We start from the raw sequence: 19,516 nt of genomic DNA, 5'->3' as shown, positions 1-19,516 counted from the left end.
TTCGACTCGACGTGCGCTCCGGCCCGCACCGGATGGCGATATCCGCGATCACGTCCGTTGACACGCCATTGATCACGAGATTACCGACACCGCCGAGCAGCGGTTCCACCCGAGCAGTGCGGAAACCGCGATCAGACCATTCCACCGGCGGCTGCTCAGGGTGTCCTGGCACGACCCAGTCGGGATGACGTGAGGCCGCTGCTGTCCGTGTCGCTCCTATCAAGAGCATTACCGGGATCGGGTGAAGTGACCTACGATCGGTCCTGGTCAACACACCGACAGTCGACCCGGCTCCTCGTCGACGGCAGACGTGCTCTTTCCATCGGGTGATCGTATAAGAACAAGTTGCCCGACGACTCCGGCGGGTTGTACGGTCGGGTTCGCGGCGATCGGCAATCGACGAAGCTGGGCGGCTACACCGGTTGAGCCGCGTTATATCGAAACCAATCACGAGACCTGGCACCCTGCCATCACGGCACGAACGCGCTGTCGCCGTCGGTGAGCACGTGAATGTGATCCGAATGGATGGGCGGCGCACAGGTCGCGAGGTGTGTTCCCGGCACTGCTCGCGGATGTCGACACACACCGCCCTCACCGGCTCCGCACCCACCACCGATCCGGCGCCATGGCGGTCGGTGCGGCACGTTCCTCCTCGACCGCTCGGAGAGCGCGTCGGGAAACCACGGGATCGGAGAAGGACATGCCCCTGGAAGGATCGCCGCAGTTGGAAGCACGGCTGGAGAAGCTGTTCAAGGCGATCGACCGCGACGGCAGCGGGTGCGTCGAGCGGAGCGACTACGAACGCGTCGTGGACCGGTACAACACCCTGTTCGAGGTCGACCCCGAGTCGCCCGAGGGGCAGGAGCTGCTGGGAGCCCACATGATGCTCTACTCGGAGGTGGTGCGGCACGCTCAAGGCCACGACCGCGTGTCGAAACAGGAGTACGTGTCCGCTCTCCTGCAGATGCTGGTGGAGACGAACCGCGACAACTTGTTGATGGCCATGCCCAACGCCGTCTTCGACGTGATCGACCGGAACGACGACGACATGATCGACGAGCAGGAGTTCAGGCGGTTCCTGCAGGTGTGGCAGATCGACAGCCCGGCGACCATGGAGGTGTTCACCAGGCTCGACACGGACCGGGACGGCCGGATCAGCCGCCACGAGTACGTCAGTTCGTGGCGCGACTTCTTCTCCGACAGCACCACCGCACCGGGCACGCTGTACTGCCGGTGCGCATGACCCTGTCGACGTCGGCCTGCCACCGGGTCGGGCGGGTTCATCGCCTGACCCGGCACCGATAACGCGGAACTCGCCGACCGGTCAGCACACGCCGTCGTCGGACTTGGGGTTGGTCAGGCCGAACAACGGGCGGCACCGCACGCCCAGCCACGCGCCGCACAGCGCGCAGACACCCCAGATCCAGCCGTGCAGGCTGCCGGAGGAGATGCCGCCCAGCAGCGCGCCGATGTTGCAGCCGCCGGACATCCGCGAGCCGACGCCCATCAGGAAGCCGCCCAGCAGCGCCGCCAGCGCGGTGCGCCACGCCACCCGGCTGTGCAACCGCCAGGTGCTCGCCGCGGCGGCGGCCACGGCCGCGCCGAGCACGATGCCGATGTTGGTCAGGCTGGTCCGGTCGGCCAGCACGGAGCCTGCCAGCGCCGCCGCCTGCTCGCCCTCCCGCCAGAACGGCCAGTGCTCCGGGTGCGCGCCGAAGAGCTGGAGGATCTTCGCGCCCCACAAGGAGTAGGCGCCGGTGACGCCCCACACCTGACCGGACACCAGGAACACCACGCCCGCCAGCAGGCCGAGCACGATCGCTCCGGCGAACACCGACCACGAGCCCCGGTACAGCCGGGCCAGGCCGTGCGCGGTCGGCGGCGGCACGACCGGGGGCGGGTTGCGGCGGTGCTGCACCACCAGGGTGGCCGCCACGACGCCGAGCAGCGCGAGCGCGGTGATCGCCCACGAGCCGAACCAGCCGACGTGGTCGGCGAGCAGGACGCCGCCGGTCTGCGGCAGCCGGTCCAGCAGCGGCATCAGCCAGGTGCAGAACACCGCGCCCGCCACGAAACCGCCCAGCGCGGGCACGATCGTGCTCTGCCCCGACCCCACCGCGAACAGGGTTCCGGAGGCGCAGGAGCCCGCGAGCTGCATCCCGACGCCGAACAGGGCGGCCCCGAGGAGCAGCGGCACGCCCAGCGACCCCGCCTGGGCGTGCGGGACCGCGCCGAACAGCCCCAGCCCACCCGCCGAGATCGCCGCGACGGCCGTCGCGGCGGTGCCCAGCAGCAGCGCCTGGGCGCGCAGCCCCTGGCCGTTGCCGACGGCGACCAGCCGCTGCCAGGCCGAGGCGAAGCCGAACCGCGAGTGGAACAGCGCCATCCCCAGCAGCAGTCCCAGCGCCAGGTAGACACCCTCCCTGGCGCCGTGGGTGACGGCCACGGCCGCCGTCACCAGCACCGCCAGCGCCGACGCCACCAGCAGCGGCACGGGCCGGATGGGGGCGCTGGGGTCCGGCGGCGGTGGGGCGCACGAGGTCCGGGCCGCGCCGAGGAACCTGCGGTCCACCCGGACGTCGGTGGGCACCACCGGAACGCGGCGCACGGTGACCGGCATCGCCACTCCCCGGTTCAGGCCCGGCTCGCGGCGGCGGCCCGGCGGAGTTCCTCCACGTCCAGCTCCCGGACTTGGCGCAGCACGTCCTGCAGCGCCTCCTCGGGAAGCGCGCCCTCGTGCGCGAACACCAGGGCGCCACCGCGCAGGACGGCGATCTTCGGGATCGCCTCGACGTCGAAGGCGGTCCGCAGTTCCGGCTGCTTCTCGACGTCGACCAGGGCGAAGGTGATGTCGCGGTTCTCGTCGGCGGTGTCGGTGTAGGCGGTGCGGAAGGCCCGGCACGGGCCGCACCAGGACGCACCGAAGTTGATGACCAGGAAGTCGTTCCCGGCCAGGACGTCCTCGAAGTCCTCCGCGCGGAGCTCGATCAGGCCCGCGGTGTCGTCCGGCATGTCAGCGGCCAATCATCAGATGAGGGAGGGTTCCGACGCGGGGTCTTCCGCACCGGCCATCACGTGCTCCAGCAGCCCCAGCACGGTCTGCTTCACCTCCTCGCGGACCCGCGCGTCGCAGCGGAGGATGGGGATCGACGGGTCGAGCGCCATCGCCTTGCGGACGCTGTCCAGCGAGTGGTGCAGGATGCCGTCGAAGGTGTTCACCACCACGATGTAGGGGATCTGCCGGTTCTCGAAGAAGTCGACCGAGGTGAAGGAGTCGGCCAGGCGGCGGGTGTCCACCAGCACCACGGCGCCGATCGCGCCGCGCACCAGGTTGTCCCACATGAACCAGAACCGCTCCTGCCCCGGCGTGCCGAACAGGTACAGCAGCAGGTCGTCCTCCAGCTCGACCCGGCCGAAGTCCATCGCCACCGTCGTGGTGCCCTTGAGGGGAACCCGCTTGGTGTCGTCGAAGTCGGTGCTGGCCGCGGTCATCATCGCCTCGGTGGTCAGCGGCTTGATGTCCGAGACCGAGCCGACGAAGGTCGTCTTGCCCACGCCGAAGCTGCCCGCGACCACGACCTTGACCGAGGTGACCGCCTTGCGCTGCGCCTTGCGCGCGGCGCGGTCGGCCCGCGCCCCGTTGTCCGTCATGCCCAACCCCTCTCCACCGCGACCGGTCGCCCGGTCACGCGCCAGCGCCCTCGTTGACCGCGACCCGCTCGTCCGGCGTCAGCGTCCGACCCACCCGGTCGACCAGCAGGGCCATCTCGTAGGCGATCTGGCCGACGTCGTGGCCGGGATCGGCCAGCACCGCCAGGGACGAGCCGTCGCTGATCGACATCAGCAGCATGGTCCCGGCGTCCATCTCCAGGATGGTCTCGTTGACGTTGCCCGCCTCGAAGCACTGCGCCGCGCCGTCGGCGAGGCTCACCAGGCCGCAGGCCACGGCGGCGAGCTGGTCGGCGCGGTCCTCCGGCAGGCTGTCGGACGCGGCGAGCAGCAGGCCGTCCGCGGACACCGCGATGCCGTGCGCGACACCGGGTACCCGCTCCGCGAAGTCGTTGATCAGCCAGTCGTAATCGTTGTCCTGCGCGGACTTCTCGGCCATTTCTTCCTCCACTCCCCCGGCTCGCGCCGGGTCCGCGTGGCGCGGCGCGCTCACGCGCCGTCGCCCTTCCTGCCCATGGCCTTCCACCCGCCGGACCGCTTCGACCGCGTGCCCGACGTCTTCTTGGCCCGCTGCACACCCCGCTGGAAGCTGGAGATCCGCAGCCTGGTGTGCTCGGGGTCGCGCTCCACCGGCTGCGCCCGACGGCCCGCACCGGACCCGGCGCTGCCCGGCAGCAGCTGGGCGCCGCGTTCGCGCATGGGCAGGCCGTCCTCGGTGTAGGCGTACCTCTCCGGCCTGGACATCGTCTCCACGACGTTCCAGTCGTCGTCGACCACCGATTGCCAGTTCTCCGGCCGCTCGCGGTCCCGTGCGCTCGGGGCGACCGAGACCGCCCTCGGCTGCTCGGCGGTGTCGCGGGCGCGGAACCACGCCGACGCGGCGCGCTCGGCCGGGCTCTTGACCGCACCGGCCTTGCCGATGACCCGGTTGGGCTTGCGCAGCGGCAGCTCCTCCGGGACGTCGGCGTGGGCCTGCTCGACCAGCTCCCGCGCGCGCTCCTCGGGGGAGGAGCGGACCGCGGTCGCGGTCGCTGCCCCGGTGCGCGCCGGGGTGTCGGTGTCGGACCCGCCGACGGAGACCAGCCGCCTCGGCTTCGTGCCGCCGGTGGGCTCGTCGGACTGGGCGCGGCGCAGCTGCGCGGCCTTCATCGCGTGCCTGCGGTCGGCCCACCCCGGCCGCTCGGCCTCCACCACGAAGTCTGCGGGCACCGAGACCAGCACGGTGACACCGGGGAAGTTCTCACCGCCCAGCAGCTCGACGCCGAAGCCGTGCCTGCCCGCCAGCCTGCCGACGACCAGCAGGCCGACCCGGCGGGAGGTGGCCAGCTCCAGCGAGCCGAGCCGGGTCAGCCGCTCGTTGGCGGCGCGGACCTCCTCGTCGGACATGCCGATGCCGTTGTCGGCCACCGCGATCGACAGGCTGCCGTCGCGCAGCACCTGGGCCTGCACGGTCACCGCGGTGTCCGGCGCGGAGAACGCGGTGGCGTTGTCGATCAGCTCGGCCAACATCCGGATCAGGTCGCCCGCGGCCGAGTCGACCACCTTCGCCTTGGGCGGGTCGACCGCCTCGACGCGCTGGTACTGCTCGACCTCGGACATCGCGGCCTGGATCACGTTGGCCACCGGGACCGGCATCCCCGTCTTGCGCACCAGCTCGGTGCCGGACAGCACCAGGACGTTCTCGTTGTTGCGGCGGGTGCGCGTGACCAGGTGGTCGAGCTGGAACAGCTTGGTCAGCTGGTCGGGCGAGTCGGCTTCCTGCTCCAGCTGCTGGACCAGCTGCAGCTGCCGCTGCACCAGCGACTGGCTGCGGCGGAACATGTTGACGAACACCTCCGCGTAGCCCGAGCGCATCTTGGCCTGCTCGGTGGCGGCCTGCACGGCCTCGCCGCAGACGGTGTCGAAGGCCGCCGCGATGGCGCCGAACTCGCCGCCCGCGGGCGCGGGCATCGACGGCCGCTCGGCGGCGCGCCCGTCCCGCGCCCGCTGCAGCGCGGCGGGCAGCTTGTCGCCCGCGATGTCGATCGCCGCCGCCCGCAGCGCGCCGACCGCCCCGCGAACGTGCCGCAGCACCGCGAAAGCCACCGCGGCGGCCAGCAGCGCTGCCGCCACCAGCCCGACGACCAGGTTCCGCTGCGTCGCCGCGGCGTCGGCGGCGTGCGCGCCCACCTCGTCGACCGCCGCGTCGGTCAGCCGGGCCAGCGCCTCTCCGACCTGGTCGATGACCGGCTGGGAGACCGTCAGCCACTGCGGTGCCGACACCGACGGGCGGAAGACGCCGTCGGGCCCCAGCACGGCCGCGGCGAGCTGGTCGCGCGCGTCGACGGCGGTCGCGACCACGGTGGAGGACAGCAGCGCCTGCGCCTCACCCGACGCGGCCGAGCTGAACCGGCCGAACCAGGCCGTGGCCAGCGCGGTGGCGGCGCGGGCCTGGCCGAGCTGCGGTTCGGGCAGGGCGCGCGCGGCGAGGCCGAGCGCGATGAACGACTGCTGCTGCGACAGGTGCTCGTTCGCCCGCGCCAGGTCGTGCGCGGTGGAGAGCCGGTGGGCGGGTTCGGCCCGCGCGATGGCGGGCAGCAGCGCGGCGTGCAGGTCCAGCAGGGCCCCGGTGACCGCGGAGTACTCGGCCACCGCCTGGGTGGGGACCGCGATGGCGCGCACCTCGTCCAGGCGGGCCAGCCGGGCCTGGGCGGTCTCCGCCGCGCGGCCGGGGTCGGCCACCTGCGCGAGCGCGCCGGTCAGCTGGGCGACGGCGGCGTCGGTCCCGGCGCGGGCGGCGGTCAGCCGCTCGCCGCCGGTCTGGCCCGCCACCAGCTCGCGCTCGTCCTGGACCGCGGCGAGCGCCGAGGAGGCGCCGCGCACGGCCTGGACGACGCGCTCGTCGGTCCGGTGGGCGCCGAGGGCGTCGGCACCGCGCCAGAGCAGGCCGGTGCCCGCCGCGAGCGCGACGACGAGCGGCAGCGCGAGCACGGCGGCGATCTTGAGGGGCAGGGTCCAGTCGCGCCACGCCAGCAGCGCGCGGACCCTTCCTGTGGTGGCCAAGGTCTTCCCCCGTTCTCAGGCGAGCTTCGCCAGGCTGGCGTGCACGCGTTTGAGCAGCGCCAGGGGCGGCTTGCCGTCGAAGATCGGCGCGGTGTCGTGCGGCACCAGCAGGCCCAGGTCGAGCGCGTCGCCGATGAGCACCTTGGCCACGCCGATCGGGGCGTCGATCGCCACCGCGATCTCGGCGACCGACTGCGGCGACTCGCACTGGCGGCAGATGCGCATCTGGTCCTCGTCCAGCTCGCGCTCGCCCGGCCACTCCTCGTGCAGCCCCGTCGCGGTGAGCACGGTCTCGAACTGCAGGTCGTGCGCCGCCTCCGCCCGGCCGCCCGCGCGGACGTAGGGCCGGACGACGGTGGCGTCCTCACCCTCCGGAACGCACTCGGGGGTGCCGTCCTCACCCGGCGTCAAACGGCACAGGTCGCTGCCGTCCTGAGTCCTGCCCTCGACGAACCAGCGGGGCAGCGCGACGGGCGAGAGCTGCGTCAGCACCTCCACCACGGTGGTGCGCGAGCCGCCGGTCCCCGTCTCGTCCGCGGGCGTCCTGACCCGGAAGTCGCGGTCGGCCCACTCCCCGTAGTCGGCCCACCCGCCGAACCGATCTCGCTGCGTATTGGATGTGCTCACCCCTGGCTCCTCGCTGGTGCTGCTCGGTCTTGGCTAGGCATTCGGCACCGTGCAAGCCAGCCGCGCGCCGTCCGGCGACGCGGTCAGCAGGCCGCCGTCGGGGGACATCGGGGGCAGCGCGCCGCTGCCGCCCTGACCCCGCAGCTCCCACGCGGTGAACGGGCTCGTCCCCTGGGCGGACTGGCCACACCGGAACGACGCCCCGCCACGGGCGACGGCCGAGGCGTAGGCCGCGACGGCGCTCGCGTCGTTCGCCGTGACCAGGTAGAACCGGCCGCCGACGACGGTGAAGCCCACGGCGGTGCCGGAGGTGCCCGCCACCTGCTGCGCACCGCCCGGCTGCGCCGAGGGCGCCTCCCCGTGCGAGGGGTGCTCCCCCGCTGCCGGATCGCCGCCCGCCGACGGCAGCGGCGGCGCCTGCACCACCCGGTCGTCGGCCGTGACGGTCCTTGCGTCGAAAATCTGCTGCACCGCGAACAGCGCCGCGACACCGACACCGCCCAGTGCGAGCAGCAGCACCAACCTGATCCTCATCGGTGGTCTCCTCCTCGGTCAGCGGTTGCCCGCGCGCACGGCTTGCAGGAACGACACCCGGCGCTGGGGTCGGGGCGCGCTCGTCGCGGCGGTCACCGGCGGGCGGTCGACCAGCTGGTCGGCGTAGGCGAGCACCGCGGCGGAGCTGTCGAAGCCCACGACGCCCATCAGCCGCCCGTCCCGCACGTACCCGGTCACCGACCTGCCGCTGGTGTTCCTGGGCCGCAGGGCGACCCGCTCCGGTCCCAGCGCGGGCACCCCGGCCGCCTGGATGCGCAGCCCGTGCTGCTCCGACCAGAACCGGGGCACCGGCATGAAGGGCGTCGCGGACGCGCGGCCCGCGAGCAGGTTCTCGGCGGCGGCGCGGCCCATCTCGATGGCGTTGGTCCAGTGCTCGACCCGTCGCGGTCGCTCGTCGAACCGCAGGTTCGGCCACTTCGCCACGTCGCCCGCCGCCACCACGTCCTCGAGCCCGACGACGTGGCACGTCGCGTCGCACACCACGCCGTCGTCGAGCCGCAGGCCCGCGTCGCGCAACCAGGACACGGTCGGCACCGAGCCCACCGCGACGACCACGCACGCGGCCTCGTAGGCCCGGCCGTTGGTCAGCCGCAGCCGCACGCTCTTGGTGCCCGGCGCCCACTCCTCGACGGTGGTCCCCAGTTCCAGGGTGACGTCGTGCGCGCGGTGCAGGTCGGTCAGCTGCCGTCCCAGCTCCGGTCCGAGCAGGTTGGCCATGAGGCTGTCGCCGCGCCCCACGACCACCACCTCCCTGGACATGGAGCGCAGGCTGGAGGCGATCTCGCAGCCGGTGAACCCGCTGCCCAGCACGACCACCGGATAGCGGTTGCCCGCCAGCGCGCGCTGCAGCCGCTTGCCGTCGGCGAGGGTGCGCAGGGTGACCACCCGCTGGTGGCCGTGCTGGCCGCCGTTGGTCCGGCGCGCGTCCACCCCGGTCGCGATGATCAGGCCGTCGTAGCTCAGCTCCTCGCCGCCGGGCAGGTGCAGCACGCGGCGGCCGGTGTCCAGTTGGGACACCGGCGTGCCCAGCCGCCACACCGCGTCCAGCTCGTCCAGCGGCTCGATCTCCAGCTCGGCCGCGGCGAGCGCACCGGTGAGGAACTGCTTGGACAGCGCGGGCCGGTGGTAGGGCATGGTGTGCTCGGCGCCGAGGATGACGATCTCGTCGGTGTACCCGAGCTCCCGCAGGCGCTCGGCCGCGCGCAGCGCGGCCAGCCCGGCCCCGACGACCGCGATGCGGCTCACTTCTCCGCTCCCTGCAGCTGGATGGCGCGCATGGGGCAGGCGCGGGCGGCCGAGCGGACGTCCTGGTTGCGCGCGACGTCCGGGTGCTGCCGGTACTGGAGCCTGCCGTCCTCGCGCAGCTGGAACACGTCCGGCGCCTCCGCCTGGCAGAACCCGTAGCGGTGGCAGCGCTGGTTGTCCACGCTCACCACCATCGGCGCGGTCTTGTCCAGGCGCTTGGTGGTGCCGGTCTCGCCGTCGATGAGACCTGCGCGGACCAGCCACGCGGGCGGTGCCACCCGCATGGCGGTGAGCACCAGCGCGGGCGCCGCGGCGGTGAGCCCGCCGATCCACCACAGGTCGATGTCGCTGTTGGCCCAAGCGCCCCACCAGGAGTGCGCGACGCCCAGCGCGATGGCCGCGTAGGCGAACTGGTGGAACCGCAACCAGTTGCGGTAGCGGAAGAACCGGTGCAGCCCGGCGGTGATCGCGATGGCGACCATGAGGTCGAAGGCGATGATGCCCAGGGCGTGCCGGAGTTGGCCGTTCATGAAGGGGACGACGAGCTCCAGGCCGGTGAGCACCCGTTCGTCGAGGAACAGGAAGGCCAGCGCGTGGGTGGCCGCCGCGCCCAGGGTGAACGCCGCGAGCATCATGTGGCCGCCGCGCAGGGCCTGGTGACCGGTGACCCGGCGGACCCAGCCGGTGGCGGTCAGCACGCCCCAGCACAGGGTCAGGCACATCATCAGGTAAGCCAGGCGCGCGGACAGCGCGGCCATCTGGCGGACGCCGTTGTCGTGGGGACTGATCCCCGCCGCGAAGACCAGGTCAACGGAGTGCAGCACGTCGGATTCTCTCTCTTCCGCTCATTCCGCCGCGGTCCGCGGTTCGTAACGGGCGCCCATCCGCACGGCCAGGAACGTGAGGACCACGACCAGGCAGGCCAGCGCGATGCCGAGGACCAGTTCCCGCCAACTCGGCATGATTTGGTGCGGCGCGCCGTCGGTGGACCCGACGTAGAGGGACGATGCCCGGACCAGGCCGGTGCTCTCGAGCAACGTCATGTGCCGCAGAACGTATTCATTGGCAATCTGTGCGAACTCGCGCATCAGGTCGTTCTGGGTGGCCGTGCGGACCTGCGCGATGGACATGAAAATGGAGCCGTGGGCTTCCCTGGTTATGTTGGACCACGCGTCGTCGGCCGCGCTGCCGCTCTTGCCGAGGATTTCGTCGATCCACGACTGCTGCAGCGGCGTCGGTGAGTCCGGCAGGGGCACGCCGAGCTTCGCGACGGTCTCGGCGACCATCACGTCCAGCACGTGGTGCTCCTTGGACAGCTGCTCGGCGACCGCCTTGACCTTGGGGTTCGTCGACCGCTGGGCCATCTGCTCGCTGGTCGGCCCCTCCCACAGGTTCGCCCAGCGGACGTTGATGAGCAGATTCCGGTCGTACTGGGACAACGGCCCCCACGGGGTGTCCCAGTCCGCGGTGTTGTCATCGCCGCGAACCGGGTCGAAGTCGACCGCGGGTTGCCCCGCCCGCTCCGGCGCGGCGCCCTTCTCCTGGCCCGCCGCCACCGAGGCGGCGGGGAACAACAGGAGCAGCAGCACCGCCGAGAGCGGCAGGAGCATTTGGCGGGCGGACCCGCCGCGCGGCGCGCGGGCAAAGCGGCGCGCGCGTGCGAAACAAGATGGCATGAACCGCCCACCTCTCGGATGCTCCAAGCGACTGATCTGAGTAGAACACCGCGGTCGACAGCAAGGACGAGCGCAACTGGATTTATCGACCGGTGCGGGCGAGATTCAACCCCATGCCGGACCCGACCGGAAGGGCGGGGGAACGAGTGGGGTCTTTCGGGCAACGGTCTGCCCGATAACCCCGAGCGCGATCGGGTGTCGCCCACCACACGGCTCGCGGCGCAACAGCGGGCGCGCGCACAGGCCGCACTGTCGCGGTTCTGTTGTCCTGCAACGGTTTTTTCCCACCGACGTGGAACACGTCCCTCGACTTCGCCGAGTCGAACCGGGCCGGAAAGCCGACGGCCACCGCGACGCGCGTGAGCACCCCCACATCAGCTCACGGCACGCTTGGTTGGCAAGACCAACTATCTCGACTAGTCTCACCGCCTGAGGTCCGACGAGGTGCCGTGCCGGAGAACGCTCTCCCGGGTACCGCCCCGACCCGAGTGACGGCCGCGCTCGCCCACCTCGACTCGGAGCACGACCCACCCCCGCTCAGCGGCGACCGCTCGACCCGCGCGGACAGTCACAAGAGGAGGACCGCGCGGTCCACGGCGGCGGGGCACCTCGGGATCGCCGGACCCGCTCGTCGCGCTCTGAGTCCTTTGTGGCCGCGCACTCGAATCAGAGGAGAACCATGTCCGCAACAGCCATGCCCGTTCTCGTCACCGGTGCCACCGGGAAACAAGGCGGGGCCACGGCTCGCGCCCTGCGTGCCACGGGCTTGCCCGTCCGCGCGCTCGTGCGCGATCCCGCCTCGGACCGCGCCAGGGCCGTCGCCGCGCTCGGCGTGGAACTGGTCACCGGCGACCTGCACGACCGGGAGGCGGTGATCCGAGCCGCCGAGGGCGCTCGCGCCGTCTTCTCCGTGCAGACACCCCTGACCGCGGCAGGCGTCGACTTCACCGGGGAGGTCGCCCAGGGCGTCAACCTCATCGAGGGCGCGAAGGCAGCGGGCGTGCGGCAGTTCGTGCACACCTCGGTGGACGGCGCGGGCCGGCACACCGAAACCCCCGGTTGGGCCGAAGGTCGCTGGGAGTTCATGAAACCGACGCTGAACGCCAAGGCCGAGCTCCAGGACCGGCTCCGCGAGGCGGGCTTCGAGCACTGGACGCTGCTCAAGCCGGGCTTGTTCATGGAGAACTTCCTGCCTTCGGCGGCGTTCCTGTTCCCGCGCGGCGTCGCGGGCGGCCTGGTGACCCTGCTGAAGCCGCACACCCGGTTGTCACTGGTCGCGGCGCGGGACATCGGCCGGGCGGCGGCCGCGGCCATCGTCGAGCCGGAGCGGTTCCACCGGGTCGAGCTGGAGCTGGCGAGCGAGTGCCTGTCCATGGCGGAGATCGCCGAGGTGCTGTCCCGCGCGCTCGGGACGCCGCTGTCCGCACCGGACATGACCGTGGAACAGGCCACCGCCGCCGGGATGCCGCCGATGGGCGTCGCGCACGAGTGGATCAACGCCGTCGGCATGGCGGGCCGTCCCCAGCACGCGCGCGACCTCGGCATCCCGCTCACCAGTTTCGAGCAGTGGGCGCGGGAGCACATGCGGGCCGACGCCTGACCCGCGGCGCCCCTCGTCCCTCGCGCGGACCACGCGCGGAGGTTCACCTCGCGGGGGCCGGACGCGACCACCGACAACCGCGAGCCGGGTCTCAGCTCTCAGCCTGAGCACGTTCCGGGAAAGCGGTTGCCGACAGAGCGCGCAGGTCTTCGAACGCTCGCAGCAGGTGCGCGTCCAAGCTCTGGGCGGGATCGTCGACCCAGGCTTGGGTCGCGTGCTGATAGGCGGCCCACCCGGTCCGCGCGGCCAGGTCGGCCAGGCCGTCGCCGACACCTCGCTGTCGCAGCGCTTCCGCCACGGCGTCGACGAGCAACGCGTGCTTGGCCAGTTCCCGTTCCCGCAGCGCCGGGGTCGCCGCGATGACCTTCCACCGCGGTTCGGAGAACGGGCGGTTGTCCTCCAGGTTCCGCGCGGACTTCCGGAAGGCGCACAGCAGCACCTCGAACGGCCCTCGTCCGGCGGGGGCGTCGACCACCGCCCGCACCAGCGCGGCGCGCAGGTCGGCTTCGCCGTCGAAGAGCACCTCCCGCTTGTCCGGGAAGTGCCGGAAGAACGTGCGCTCGTTGACGCCCGCCCGAGCGGCGATCTCCGCCGCGGTGGTCTGGTCGAACCCCCGTTCCAGGTACAGCTCCAGGGCCGCCCGCTGAAGGCGGTGACGCGCTTCCGCTCCGCTCCGTGGCACCCGCCGAGGCTACCCCATTGCGCCAGTGACTGGCGTCACGTTGTGCCAGTCACTGACATTAAGCGTAGAGTCAGTGACTGGCACTAAGTAGCGCCAGTCACTGACATCATTCGGAGGGCGTCATGCACGTCTTCGTCACCGGCGGTTCCGGTCAGACCGGTCCCGCCGTCGTCGCCGAGCTCATCGCGGCGGGCCACACCGTCACCGGCCTGGCGCGCTCGGACACCGCCGCCGCCCGGTTGCGGTCGCTGGGCGCCACACCGCACCGCGGCAGCTTGGACGACCTCGACAGCCTGCGCCGCGGCGCCGAAGCCGCCGACGGCGTTGTGCACATGGCCTACGGCGGCGACTACGCCGATCCGGACGGCCTCATCCGCCGCGACCGCGCCGCGATCGAGGCCCTTGGCCAAGCGCTGGTCGGGTCCGGCAAACCGCTCGTCGGCACCTCGGGCACGCTGGTGATGCGGGCAGGCCGGGTCAGCACCGAGCGGGACGAGCCGGACCCCGACTCGGTCGCCGCCTTCCGCATCCCCGGCGAACGGGCCTGCCTCGGCTTCGCCGACCGGGGAGTCCGGGCCTGCGTCGTGCGACTCGCGCCGACGGTGCACGGCCCCGGCGACCACGGGTTCATCCCCGCCCTCATCGCGGCCGCGCGCAGGGCGGGCGTCTCCGCCCACATCGGCGACGGCGCCAATCGCTGGCCCGCCGTCCACCGCTGCGACGCCGCCCGGCTCTTCCGGCTGGCGCTGGAGGAAGCTCCCGCGGGCAGCGTCCTGCACGGCGTCGGCGAAAGCGCCGTCACGATCCGGAGCATCGCCGAGCGGATCGCGCGGGCGCTCCAGGTCCCCATCGCCCCGCTGACCCTCGACCAGGCCGCCGAACATCTCGCAAACCCGTTCCTGGCCCGGTTCTTCTCCCTCGACGTGCCCGTCTCCAGCAGGCACACCCAGGCGCTCCTGGGCTGGCGCCCGGAGCACGCGACGCTGTTGGAGGACCTCACGACCGGCGACTACTTCACCCCGCGAGCCAGTGCCCGCGCCGAGGAAGTCTGGCTGCCGCGCCACGACACGCACGGGCGCGGCCGGGGCTGACGCCCCCGAGGGCCGCCGGGCCCGGAGGTCGGCCACGCCCGCCTGCCCTCATCCGGCGAGTCCGCGCGCCGCGGCTTCGAAGCGGGCCCGGTAGGCCGCCACGGCGGGCAGGGACTCGAAGCCGTACAGCACCGCCGACACCGGAACGCGGTCGCCGGTGGCGGCCATCACCTCGGTGGCGGGCACCGGCCCCATCCCGCCGCACACCTCGATCCGCTCCACGCCCTCGGCCACCAGCTCCCGCGCGACCGGGGCCACGTCGGCCGTCGAGGGCACCACCACGACCGTCACCCGGCCCGCTTCGTGCTCGAACACCCACCGGTCGGTGGCCGAATCTGCGCCCGAGGCGGCGAACACCGCCGCGATGTTCCCCTCCGGCGCGGGGTACTCCACGCCGACCAGACCAACCGGCACGGCGCCGTCACCGGTCACCGCCAGCACCTTCGCGGCCGCCTTCGGGCCGAGCCCGCCGTAGAGCTCGATGAGGTCGAGGCCCTCGCTCGCCAGCAGCTCCGCCGCCACCGCTGCCGCCGCCTCGGCGGAGGGAACCGGCACGAGGGTGATGCGGGTCAGCGCGTCCTCGCGGACGACCCGCTGGGACGTTGGATCCGCCCCCGGCACCAGGTACGCGAACAAACCCCTGAGCAACGCCATAACCTCTCCCAATAGCTTGGCATTGAACTACTTGATACCAAGCTACACTGCTCCGGTGGATTCCGTGGATCACGTGGTCGACGCATGGCGGGCCCGGCGCCCCGAGCTGGACACCAGCCCGCTGGAGGTGGTCGGCCGCCTGCTGCTGTGCGCCCACCACCTGGAGAGCGCCCTGGTCGCCGCGCTCAAACCGCTCGGCCTCTCGTTCGGCGACTTCGACGTGCTCAACACGCTGCGGCGGATCGGCGCGCCGTCGGGCACCAACCCGCGCGAGCTCGCCCGCAGTTCGCTGATCACCTCCGGCGCCATGACCGCCCGGCTCGACCGGCTGGCCAACGCCGGGCTCGTCGAGCGCGCCCCCGACCCCACCGACCGGCGCGGTGTGCTCGTCCGGCTCACCGACAGCGGCACCCGGCTCGCCGACGAGGCGCTCACCGCCGTCCTAGCCGCCGACGAGCGGTTCCTCGAACCACTCGGCCCGACCGACCGGGACCAGGCGGCACGCCTGCTCAAGAGACTCCTCGAGCCGTACGACGCCACGGCGTGATGCCCATCGCGGGGGCGCGGACCCGCCGATTCCGTTGCCCCGGCCCACCCACTGCCGGAGCATGGGATCATGACCGAAACGTCCCCTCCGGCGTCGGCGGACCCCGATTCGGAAGAGCTCGTCATCCACCCTCCCCGACATCGGGTGGACCGCCGGTTCATCCTCTGGCGCACGCTCAACACGTTGTTCTGGGCGTTGGGCGTGATGGGGGTTCTGGTCACCCTGTGCGCGCTGCTCGACGGCATCCGGACGTGGCTGCTGCCGATCACCCTGGTCGTCGGCGCCATCTACCTGGTCAACCTCGCGATCATGCCGACCTGTCGCTACCTGGTGCACCGCTGGGAAACCTCGGACGAAGCGGTCTACGTGCTGCAGGGCTGGCTCACCAGGGAGTGGCGGATCATCCCGATCTCGCGGGTCCAGCGGATCGACACCGAGCGCGGCCCGCTGCAGCAGGTGATCGGCCTGGCCACGATCAAGGTGGTCACCGCGTCCAGCGAGGGCGGCATCACCATCGAGGGGCTCGACGCCAGGGTCGCCGAGGAGACCGTGCGCCACCTCAACAGGATCACCCAAGCCACCCCTGGCGACGCCACGTGACCGCCGGGAACCCCACCCCCGACACCACCGCTGAACCCGCGCCCGGCCCCGAGAGCCATCCGGAGATCCCCTGGGAACGCCTCAGCGCCCGGATGGTGTGGATCAACCTGGTGCGGCTGGTCATCTCCGTCGTCCCCGGCGTGCTGGCCACCGCCGTGCTGGACACCCCGACCGGCCCCGCGTGGCCTCTGCTCGTCGCCAGCGCGGTGGGCGTCTCGGCCACCGCGCTGGCCTGCCTGCGCTTCCTGAGCACCCGCTACCGCGTCACCGGCGAACGCGTCGAGCGCACGACCGGCCTGCTGGTGCGCAAGTACCGCTACGTCCCCCGTGACCGCGTCCGGAGCGTGGACAGCAGCGCGCGGCTGCGGCACCGCCTGGCCGGGGTGCGGGTGGTCCACATCGGGTCCGGGGAGGCGCGGTCCTCGTTCAAGCTGGACGCGCTCACCGCCGCCACCGCCGAAGAACTCCGCCGCGAGCTGATGCCGGACGCGGCGGGCGAACCGGAGGAGGAAGCGGGCCGGGAGGCCCTCGGGCCGCAACCCGGACCGCACGAGGAAGTCATCGCCCGGTTCCGCAAGCCCTGGGTCCTCTACCAGATGTTCAGCGTCTGGGCCGTGCTCGTGGTCACCGGTCCGGCCTTCGGCCTGCACTGGTTGCTCCAGCCGTTCGGCGTCGACCTCCTGGAGCTGGTCGGCGAGCTGGTCGACTACGAGCGCCGCGGGTTCTGGTGGTCGCTCGCGCTCTGCCTCGCGGTGGCCTACCCGCTGGGCTTCATCGGCCTCGCCCTCACCTTCGTGATGAGCCACTGGAATTTCACGCTCGTCCGCACCACCGCGAAGGGCCACCCGGTGCTGCTGACCCGGCGAGGGCTGCTCAGCACCCGGACGGTGCACCGCGACGAAACGCGCGTCCGCGGCATCACCTTCCGGGAACCGCTGCTGTGGCGCTGGCTCGGCCTCACCAGGACGAGCGTCATCACCACGGGACTACGGCAGGGCCCCGACGAGGACTCCGCGGCGGGCGTCCTCCCCCGCGTGCGGATGTGGGAGGCGCGCGAGGTGGCCGCCAGGGTGCTCACCGGCGAGCCGAGCCCGCTGGAGGCGCCCCTGCGGCGCCATCCGCGCGGTGCGCTGACCCGGCGCCTGGTCTGGGCCGCCTGCGGCCCGGCGGTCGTCACGGGCGTGCTGTTCTGGCTCGGGAGGACCGATGTCCTGCCGGACCGGGCGTGGCTGGTCGGGGTGGGTGCCTGGCCGGTGACCCTGTTCGCCGCCGTGTTCTCCTACCTGGCGCTCGGTCACGCGCTCAGCGGTTCGTACCTGGTGGTCCGGCGCGGGGCGGTCAACCGGTCCACGGTGGCGCTCCAGCACCGCGCGGTGATCGGCTGGACCCTGCGCCAGTCGATCCCGCAGCGGTTGGGACGGCGGGTGACCGTGCGAATTCCCACCCCGGCGGGAGAGCGGCACTACGTGCTGCCGGACGCGAGCACCCGCCAAGCGCTCGCGTTCGTCAAGGGCTCGACCCCGCAACTGGCGGCCCAGTTCATCGGGGAAGCCGAGTCCGGCGGTCGGCGCGCAGCACCACCGCCGTGACGACCACGCCCACCGCCACCACCAGCGTCGCGAACGCGACGGGGAGCAGTTGAACGTCGAGGATGAAGTACGGCCTGCTCCCGTCAACGAAAACGCACGACACCGTCGTGACTCCGAGCTCCGAGGCCCCCAGGCCGTTGGGCGCCCAGTCCCTGGCGTTGTGGCACGAGTACGCGGTCAACGGCCACTGGGCCAGCAGACCGATCAGCGCCACCACTTGCAGCGCCATGACCACTCGCACCAGCGCGCGGATGCGCTTGGTCACGCCTGCCTCCTGTGCCGTGCGATCGGCGCGCGGACCGCGTCAGGGTCCCCTCGGCCACGGTACCGCGACCGACCAGGACGTCGTGCCGCCGCGGTTCGCGCATCAGGCCGTGGGGCCGAAGCGGCGGCGGTAGGCCGATGGCGACAGACCGGTGTGACGGCGCAGCTGCGCGCGCAGGTTGGCGACGGTGCCGAGTCCGCTGGCCTCGGCCACGCGGTCAAGGCGCAGCTCACCGCGTTCGATCAGGCGGCAGGCCAGGGTCACGCGCTCACCGGTCAGCCACGCCAGCGGGGTGGTGCCCAGCTCGGCGCGGAACCTGCGGTGCAGGGTGGCGGGGCTGGTCGCGGCGCGAGCGGCGAGGTCGGGGACGGTGAGCGGCCCGCCCAGCCGCCCCCGCGCCCACTCGAGCACGGGGGCGAGCGAGGTGTCGGGCACCTCGGGCACGGGCCGTTCGACGAACTGGCGCTGCCCGCCGTCGCGGTGTCCGGTGAAGACCAGGCGCCTGCTGACGGCGTTCGCCACCTCGGCGCCGTGGTCGCGGTTGATCAGGTGCAGGCCGAGGTCGAGCGCGGCGGCGCTGCCCGCGGCGGTGAGGACGGTGCCGTCGTCGACGAACAGCACGTCCGGCTCGAGGTGGACGGCGGGGTAGCACGCGGCGAACTCGTCCGCCCACCGCCAGTGCGTGGTGGCACGCCTGCCGTCGAGGACGCCCGCCTCGGCGAGGGTGAACGCGCCGGTGCAGAAGCTCACCAGCCGGGCGCCCCTGGCGGCGGCCCGCGCGATGGCCGCCAGCACGGCCGGGTCGGGCGGTCGCCGGGGGTCGGGCCGGTTCGGCACCACGAGCGTGTCGGCGCTGTCCGCCGCCGTCAGGTCCGCGATCCCCGTCATCGTGTACATGCCCAGGTGCATCCGCACGCGTGGTCGCGCGGCGCACAGCGTGAAGTCGTACCAGTCCCGCTCCAGCTCGGGCCGTCGCAGCCCGAACAGCTCGGTCGCCACCCCCATCTCGAACGGGTTCGAGCCCTCGTCGACCATCACCACCACGCGGTGCGAGAATCCTTTCGACATGTGCGATTCCTAGCACTCGCGCGGAGTGGCCACCAGCGTGAGGATGAGCGCATGCGCCAACCCATCGACCTCGAAACCGTGCTGGCGGGCTTCACCGCGCCCTGGAGCCCCAGGATCGTCGCGCAGGTGAACGACTACGACGTCCGCCTGGCCCGCTTCGCGGGTGAACACGTGTGGCACGTCCACCACGACACCGACGAGTTCTTCCTCGTGCTCGACGGAACAGTCCACATCGGACTCCGCGAGCAGGGCGGGGAGAGGGTTGTCACGCTCCCGAGGGGATCGGCTTTCGTGGTGCCCCGCGGTGTGTTCCACAAGCCGTCGTCGGAGGAGGGCGCGGTGGTGCTGCTCGTGGAGCCGACCGGCACCGTCACGGTCGGCGACGAGCACGACGAGGTGCCCGACCACATCGACGCCACCACCGGCCACCTGGTGCCCTGATTCGTCGACTCGCCGCTGAGGCGGTGCAGGCCGAGGCGACGGGTCCACCCGCGCAGGCGTGAACCCGTCGCCGTTGCTCGACCGGACTTCGGTGTCGTGGCAGCGAATCGTGCGAGCGCGCGCCGAATGAAAATCCACTGTGGATCAGTTGGTGCTCGACCGCTC

General features: G+C 72.4%; 21 protein-coding genes. 7 read left to right on the top strand and 14 right to left on the bottom strand.

Annotated elements, in window-relative coordinates:
• Positions 1 to 700 precede the first annotated feature (700 nt).
• Entirely contained in the window at positions 701 to 1,243 is a 543-nt protein-coding gene (locus JOF41_RS05720) for an EF-hand domain-containing protein (protein WP_209616690.1), read from the top strand.
• A gap of 81 nt (positions 1,244 to 1,324) precedes the next feature.
• On the opposite strand, the gene JOF41_RS05715 is transcribed toward JOF41_RS05720, so the two are convergent.
• From JOF41_RS05715 to JOF41_RS05670, 10 genes are read right to left on the bottom strand one after another with little or no spacing between them, the layout of a single operon-like run.
• Positions 1,325 to 2,620, bottom strand: a complete 1,296-nt coding sequence (locus JOF41_RS05715) for a YeeE/YedE family protein (protein ID WP_209616687.1) — start codon at positions 2,618 to 2,620, stop codon at positions 1,325 to 1,327.
• 14 nt (positions 2,621 to 2,634) lie between these two features.
• Positions 2,635 to 3,012, bottom strand: coding sequence for a thioredoxin family protein (locus tag JOF41_RS05710; RefSeq protein WP_189225394.1), 378 nt, complete (start codon positions 3,010 to 3,012; stop codon positions 2,635 to 2,637).
• 15 nt (positions 3,013 to 3,027) lie between these two features.
• Positions 3,028 to 3,651, bottom strand: coding sequence for a GTP-binding protein (locus JOF41_RS05705; RefSeq protein WP_189225393.1), 624 nt, complete (start codon positions 3,649 to 3,651; stop codon positions 3,028 to 3,030).
• Positions 3,652 to 3,685: 34 nt separating this feature from the next.
• Positions 3,686 to 4,108, bottom strand: coding sequence for a roadblock/LC7 domain-containing protein (locus JOF41_RS05700; RefSeq protein WP_189225392.1), 423 nt, complete (start codon positions 4,106 to 4,108; stop codon positions 3,686 to 3,688).
• Between the two features lie 50 nt (positions 4,109 to 4,158).
• Positions 4,159 to 6,711 (bottom strand): sensor histidine kinase, encoded by a 2,553-nt coding sequence (locus JOF41_RS05695; RefSeq protein WP_189225391.1) that lies wholly within the window; start codon positions 6,709 to 6,711, stop codon positions 4,159 to 4,161.
• A gap of 15 nt (positions 6,712 to 6,726) precedes the next feature.
• Entirely contained in the window at positions 6,727 to 7,338 is a 612-nt protein-coding gene (locus JOF41_RS38145) for a DUF742 domain-containing protein (RefSeq protein WP_189225390.1), read from the bottom strand.
• Positions 7,339 to 7,371: 33 nt separating this feature from the next.
• Positions 7,372 to 7,872 (bottom strand): hypothetical protein, encoded by a 501-nt coding sequence (locus JOF41_RS05685; RefSeq protein ID WP_189225389.1) that lies wholly within the window; start codon positions 7,870 to 7,872, stop codon positions 7,372 to 7,374.
• An 18-nt stretch (positions 7,873 to 7,890) separates the two neighbouring features.
• Positions 7,891 to 9,138 carry an NAD(P)/FAD-dependent oxidoreductase gene (locus JOF41_RS05680; protein ID WP_209616684.1) on the bottom strand — a complete coding sequence of 416 codons (1,248 nt, stop codon included), beginning with the start codon at positions 9,136 to 9,138 and terminating at the stop codon, positions 7,891 to 7,893.
• Positions 9,135 to 9,962 (bottom strand): ferredoxin, encoded by an 828-nt coding sequence (locus tag JOF41_RS05675; RefSeq protein ID WP_229796006.1) that lies wholly within the window; start codon positions 9,960 to 9,962, stop codon positions 9,135 to 9,137. Before JOF41_RS05675 ends, JOF41_RS05680 begins: the two co-directional genes overlap by 4 nt.
• Before the next feature lie 21 nt (positions 9,963 to 9,983).
• Entirely contained in the window at positions 9,984 to 10,748 is a 765-nt protein-coding gene (locus tag JOF41_RS05670; RefSeq protein ID WP_189225387.1) for a DUF4142 domain-containing protein, read from the bottom strand.
• A gap of 745 nt (positions 10,749 to 11,493) precedes the next feature.
• Here JOF41_RS05670 and JOF41_RS05665 point away from each other — a divergent pair.
• A complete protein-coding gene (locus tag JOF41_RS05665) occupies positions 11,494 to 12,414 on the top strand; it encodes an NmrA/HSCARG family protein (protein WP_189225386.1) in 921 nt (306 codons plus the stop codon).
• Between the two features lie 91 nt (positions 12,415 to 12,505).
• Here JOF41_RS05665 and JOF41_RS05660 read toward each other — a convergent pair whose 3' ends face one another.
• A complete protein-coding gene (locus tag JOF41_RS05660; RefSeq protein WP_189225385.1) occupies positions 12,506 to 13,096 on the bottom strand; it encodes a TetR family transcriptional regulator in 591 nt (196 codons plus the stop codon).
• Positions 13,097 to 13,218: 122 nt separating this feature from the next.
• On the opposite strand from JOF41_RS05660, the gene JOF41_RS05655 reads away from it, so the two are divergent.
• Positions 13,219 to 14,187 (top strand): SDR family oxidoreductase, encoded by a 969-nt coding sequence (locus tag JOF41_RS05655; RefSeq protein ID WP_209616681.1) that lies wholly within the window; start codon positions 13,219 to 13,221, stop codon positions 14,185 to 14,187.
• A 48-nt stretch (positions 14,188 to 14,235) separates the two neighbouring features.
• Here JOF41_RS05655 and JOF41_RS05650 read toward each other — a convergent pair whose 3' ends face one another.
• Positions 14,236 to 14,841 carry a DUF6506 family protein gene (locus JOF41_RS05650; protein ID WP_189225537.1) on the bottom strand — a complete coding sequence of 202 codons (606 nt, stop codon included), beginning with the start codon at positions 14,839 to 14,841 and terminating at the stop codon, positions 14,236 to 14,238.
• A 55-nt stretch (positions 14,842 to 14,896) separates the two neighbouring features.
• Between JOF41_RS05650 and JOF41_RS05645 the strand changes: the two genes are divergently transcribed.
• The 3 genes from JOF41_RS05645 (at position 14,897) to JOF41_RS05635 (ending at position 17,577) form a co-directional block, all read left to right on the top strand.
• On the top strand, positions 14,897 to 15,388 hold the full coding sequence (locus tag JOF41_RS05645; protein WP_229796004.1) for a MarR family winged helix-turn-helix transcriptional regulator: 492 nt from the start codon (positions 14,897 to 14,899) through the stop codon (positions 15,386 to 15,388).
• Positions 15,389 to 15,457: 69 nt separating this feature from the next.
• Positions 15,458 to 15,988 (top strand): PH domain-containing protein, encoded by a 531-nt coding sequence (locus tag JOF41_RS05640; protein ID WP_209616678.1) that lies wholly within the window; start codon positions 15,458 to 15,460, stop codon positions 15,986 to 15,988.
• Complete coding sequence (locus JOF41_RS05635; protein ID WP_209616675.1) at positions 15,985 to 17,577, top strand: PH domain-containing protein; 1,593 nt, start codon at positions 15,985 to 15,987, stop codon at positions 17,575 to 17,577. Before JOF41_RS05640 ends, JOF41_RS05635 begins: the two co-directional genes overlap by 4 nt.
• Here JOF41_RS05635 and JOF41_RS05630 read toward each other — a convergent pair.
• On the bottom strand, positions 17,528 to 17,842 hold the full coding sequence (locus tag JOF41_RS05630; protein WP_209616670.1) for a hypothetical protein: 315 nt from the start codon (positions 17,840 to 17,842) through the stop codon (positions 17,528 to 17,530). The genes JOF41_RS05635 and JOF41_RS05630 overlap by 50 nt on opposite strands.
• A 102-nt stretch (positions 17,843 to 17,944) precedes the next feature.
• The gene (locus JOF41_RS05625) at positions 17,945 to 18,910 is read right to left on the bottom strand and encodes a helix-turn-helix domain-containing protein (RefSeq protein ID WP_209616668.1); all 966 of its coding nucleotides are present in this window, start codon (positions 18,908 to 18,910) and stop codon (positions 17,945 to 17,947) included.
• 51 nt (positions 18,911 to 18,961) lie between these two features.
• On the opposite strand from JOF41_RS05625, the gene JOF41_RS05620 reads away from it, so the two are divergent.
• A complete protein-coding gene (locus JOF41_RS05620; protein ID WP_209616665.1) occupies positions 18,962 to 19,351 on the top strand; it encodes a cupin domain-containing protein in 390 nt (129 codons plus the stop codon).
• The last annotated feature ends 165 nt before the right edge of the window (positions 19,352 to 19,516 follow it).

The organism is Saccharothrix coeruleofusca, from assembly GCF_017876325.1.
GTDB lineage: Bacteria > Actinomycetota > Actinomycetes > Mycobacteriales > Pseudonocardiaceae > Actinosynnema > Actinosynnema coeruleofuscum.
The sequence above is the reverse complement of the archived record's forward strand: the minus strand, read 5'-3'. Positions and strand labels throughout refer to the sequence as shown.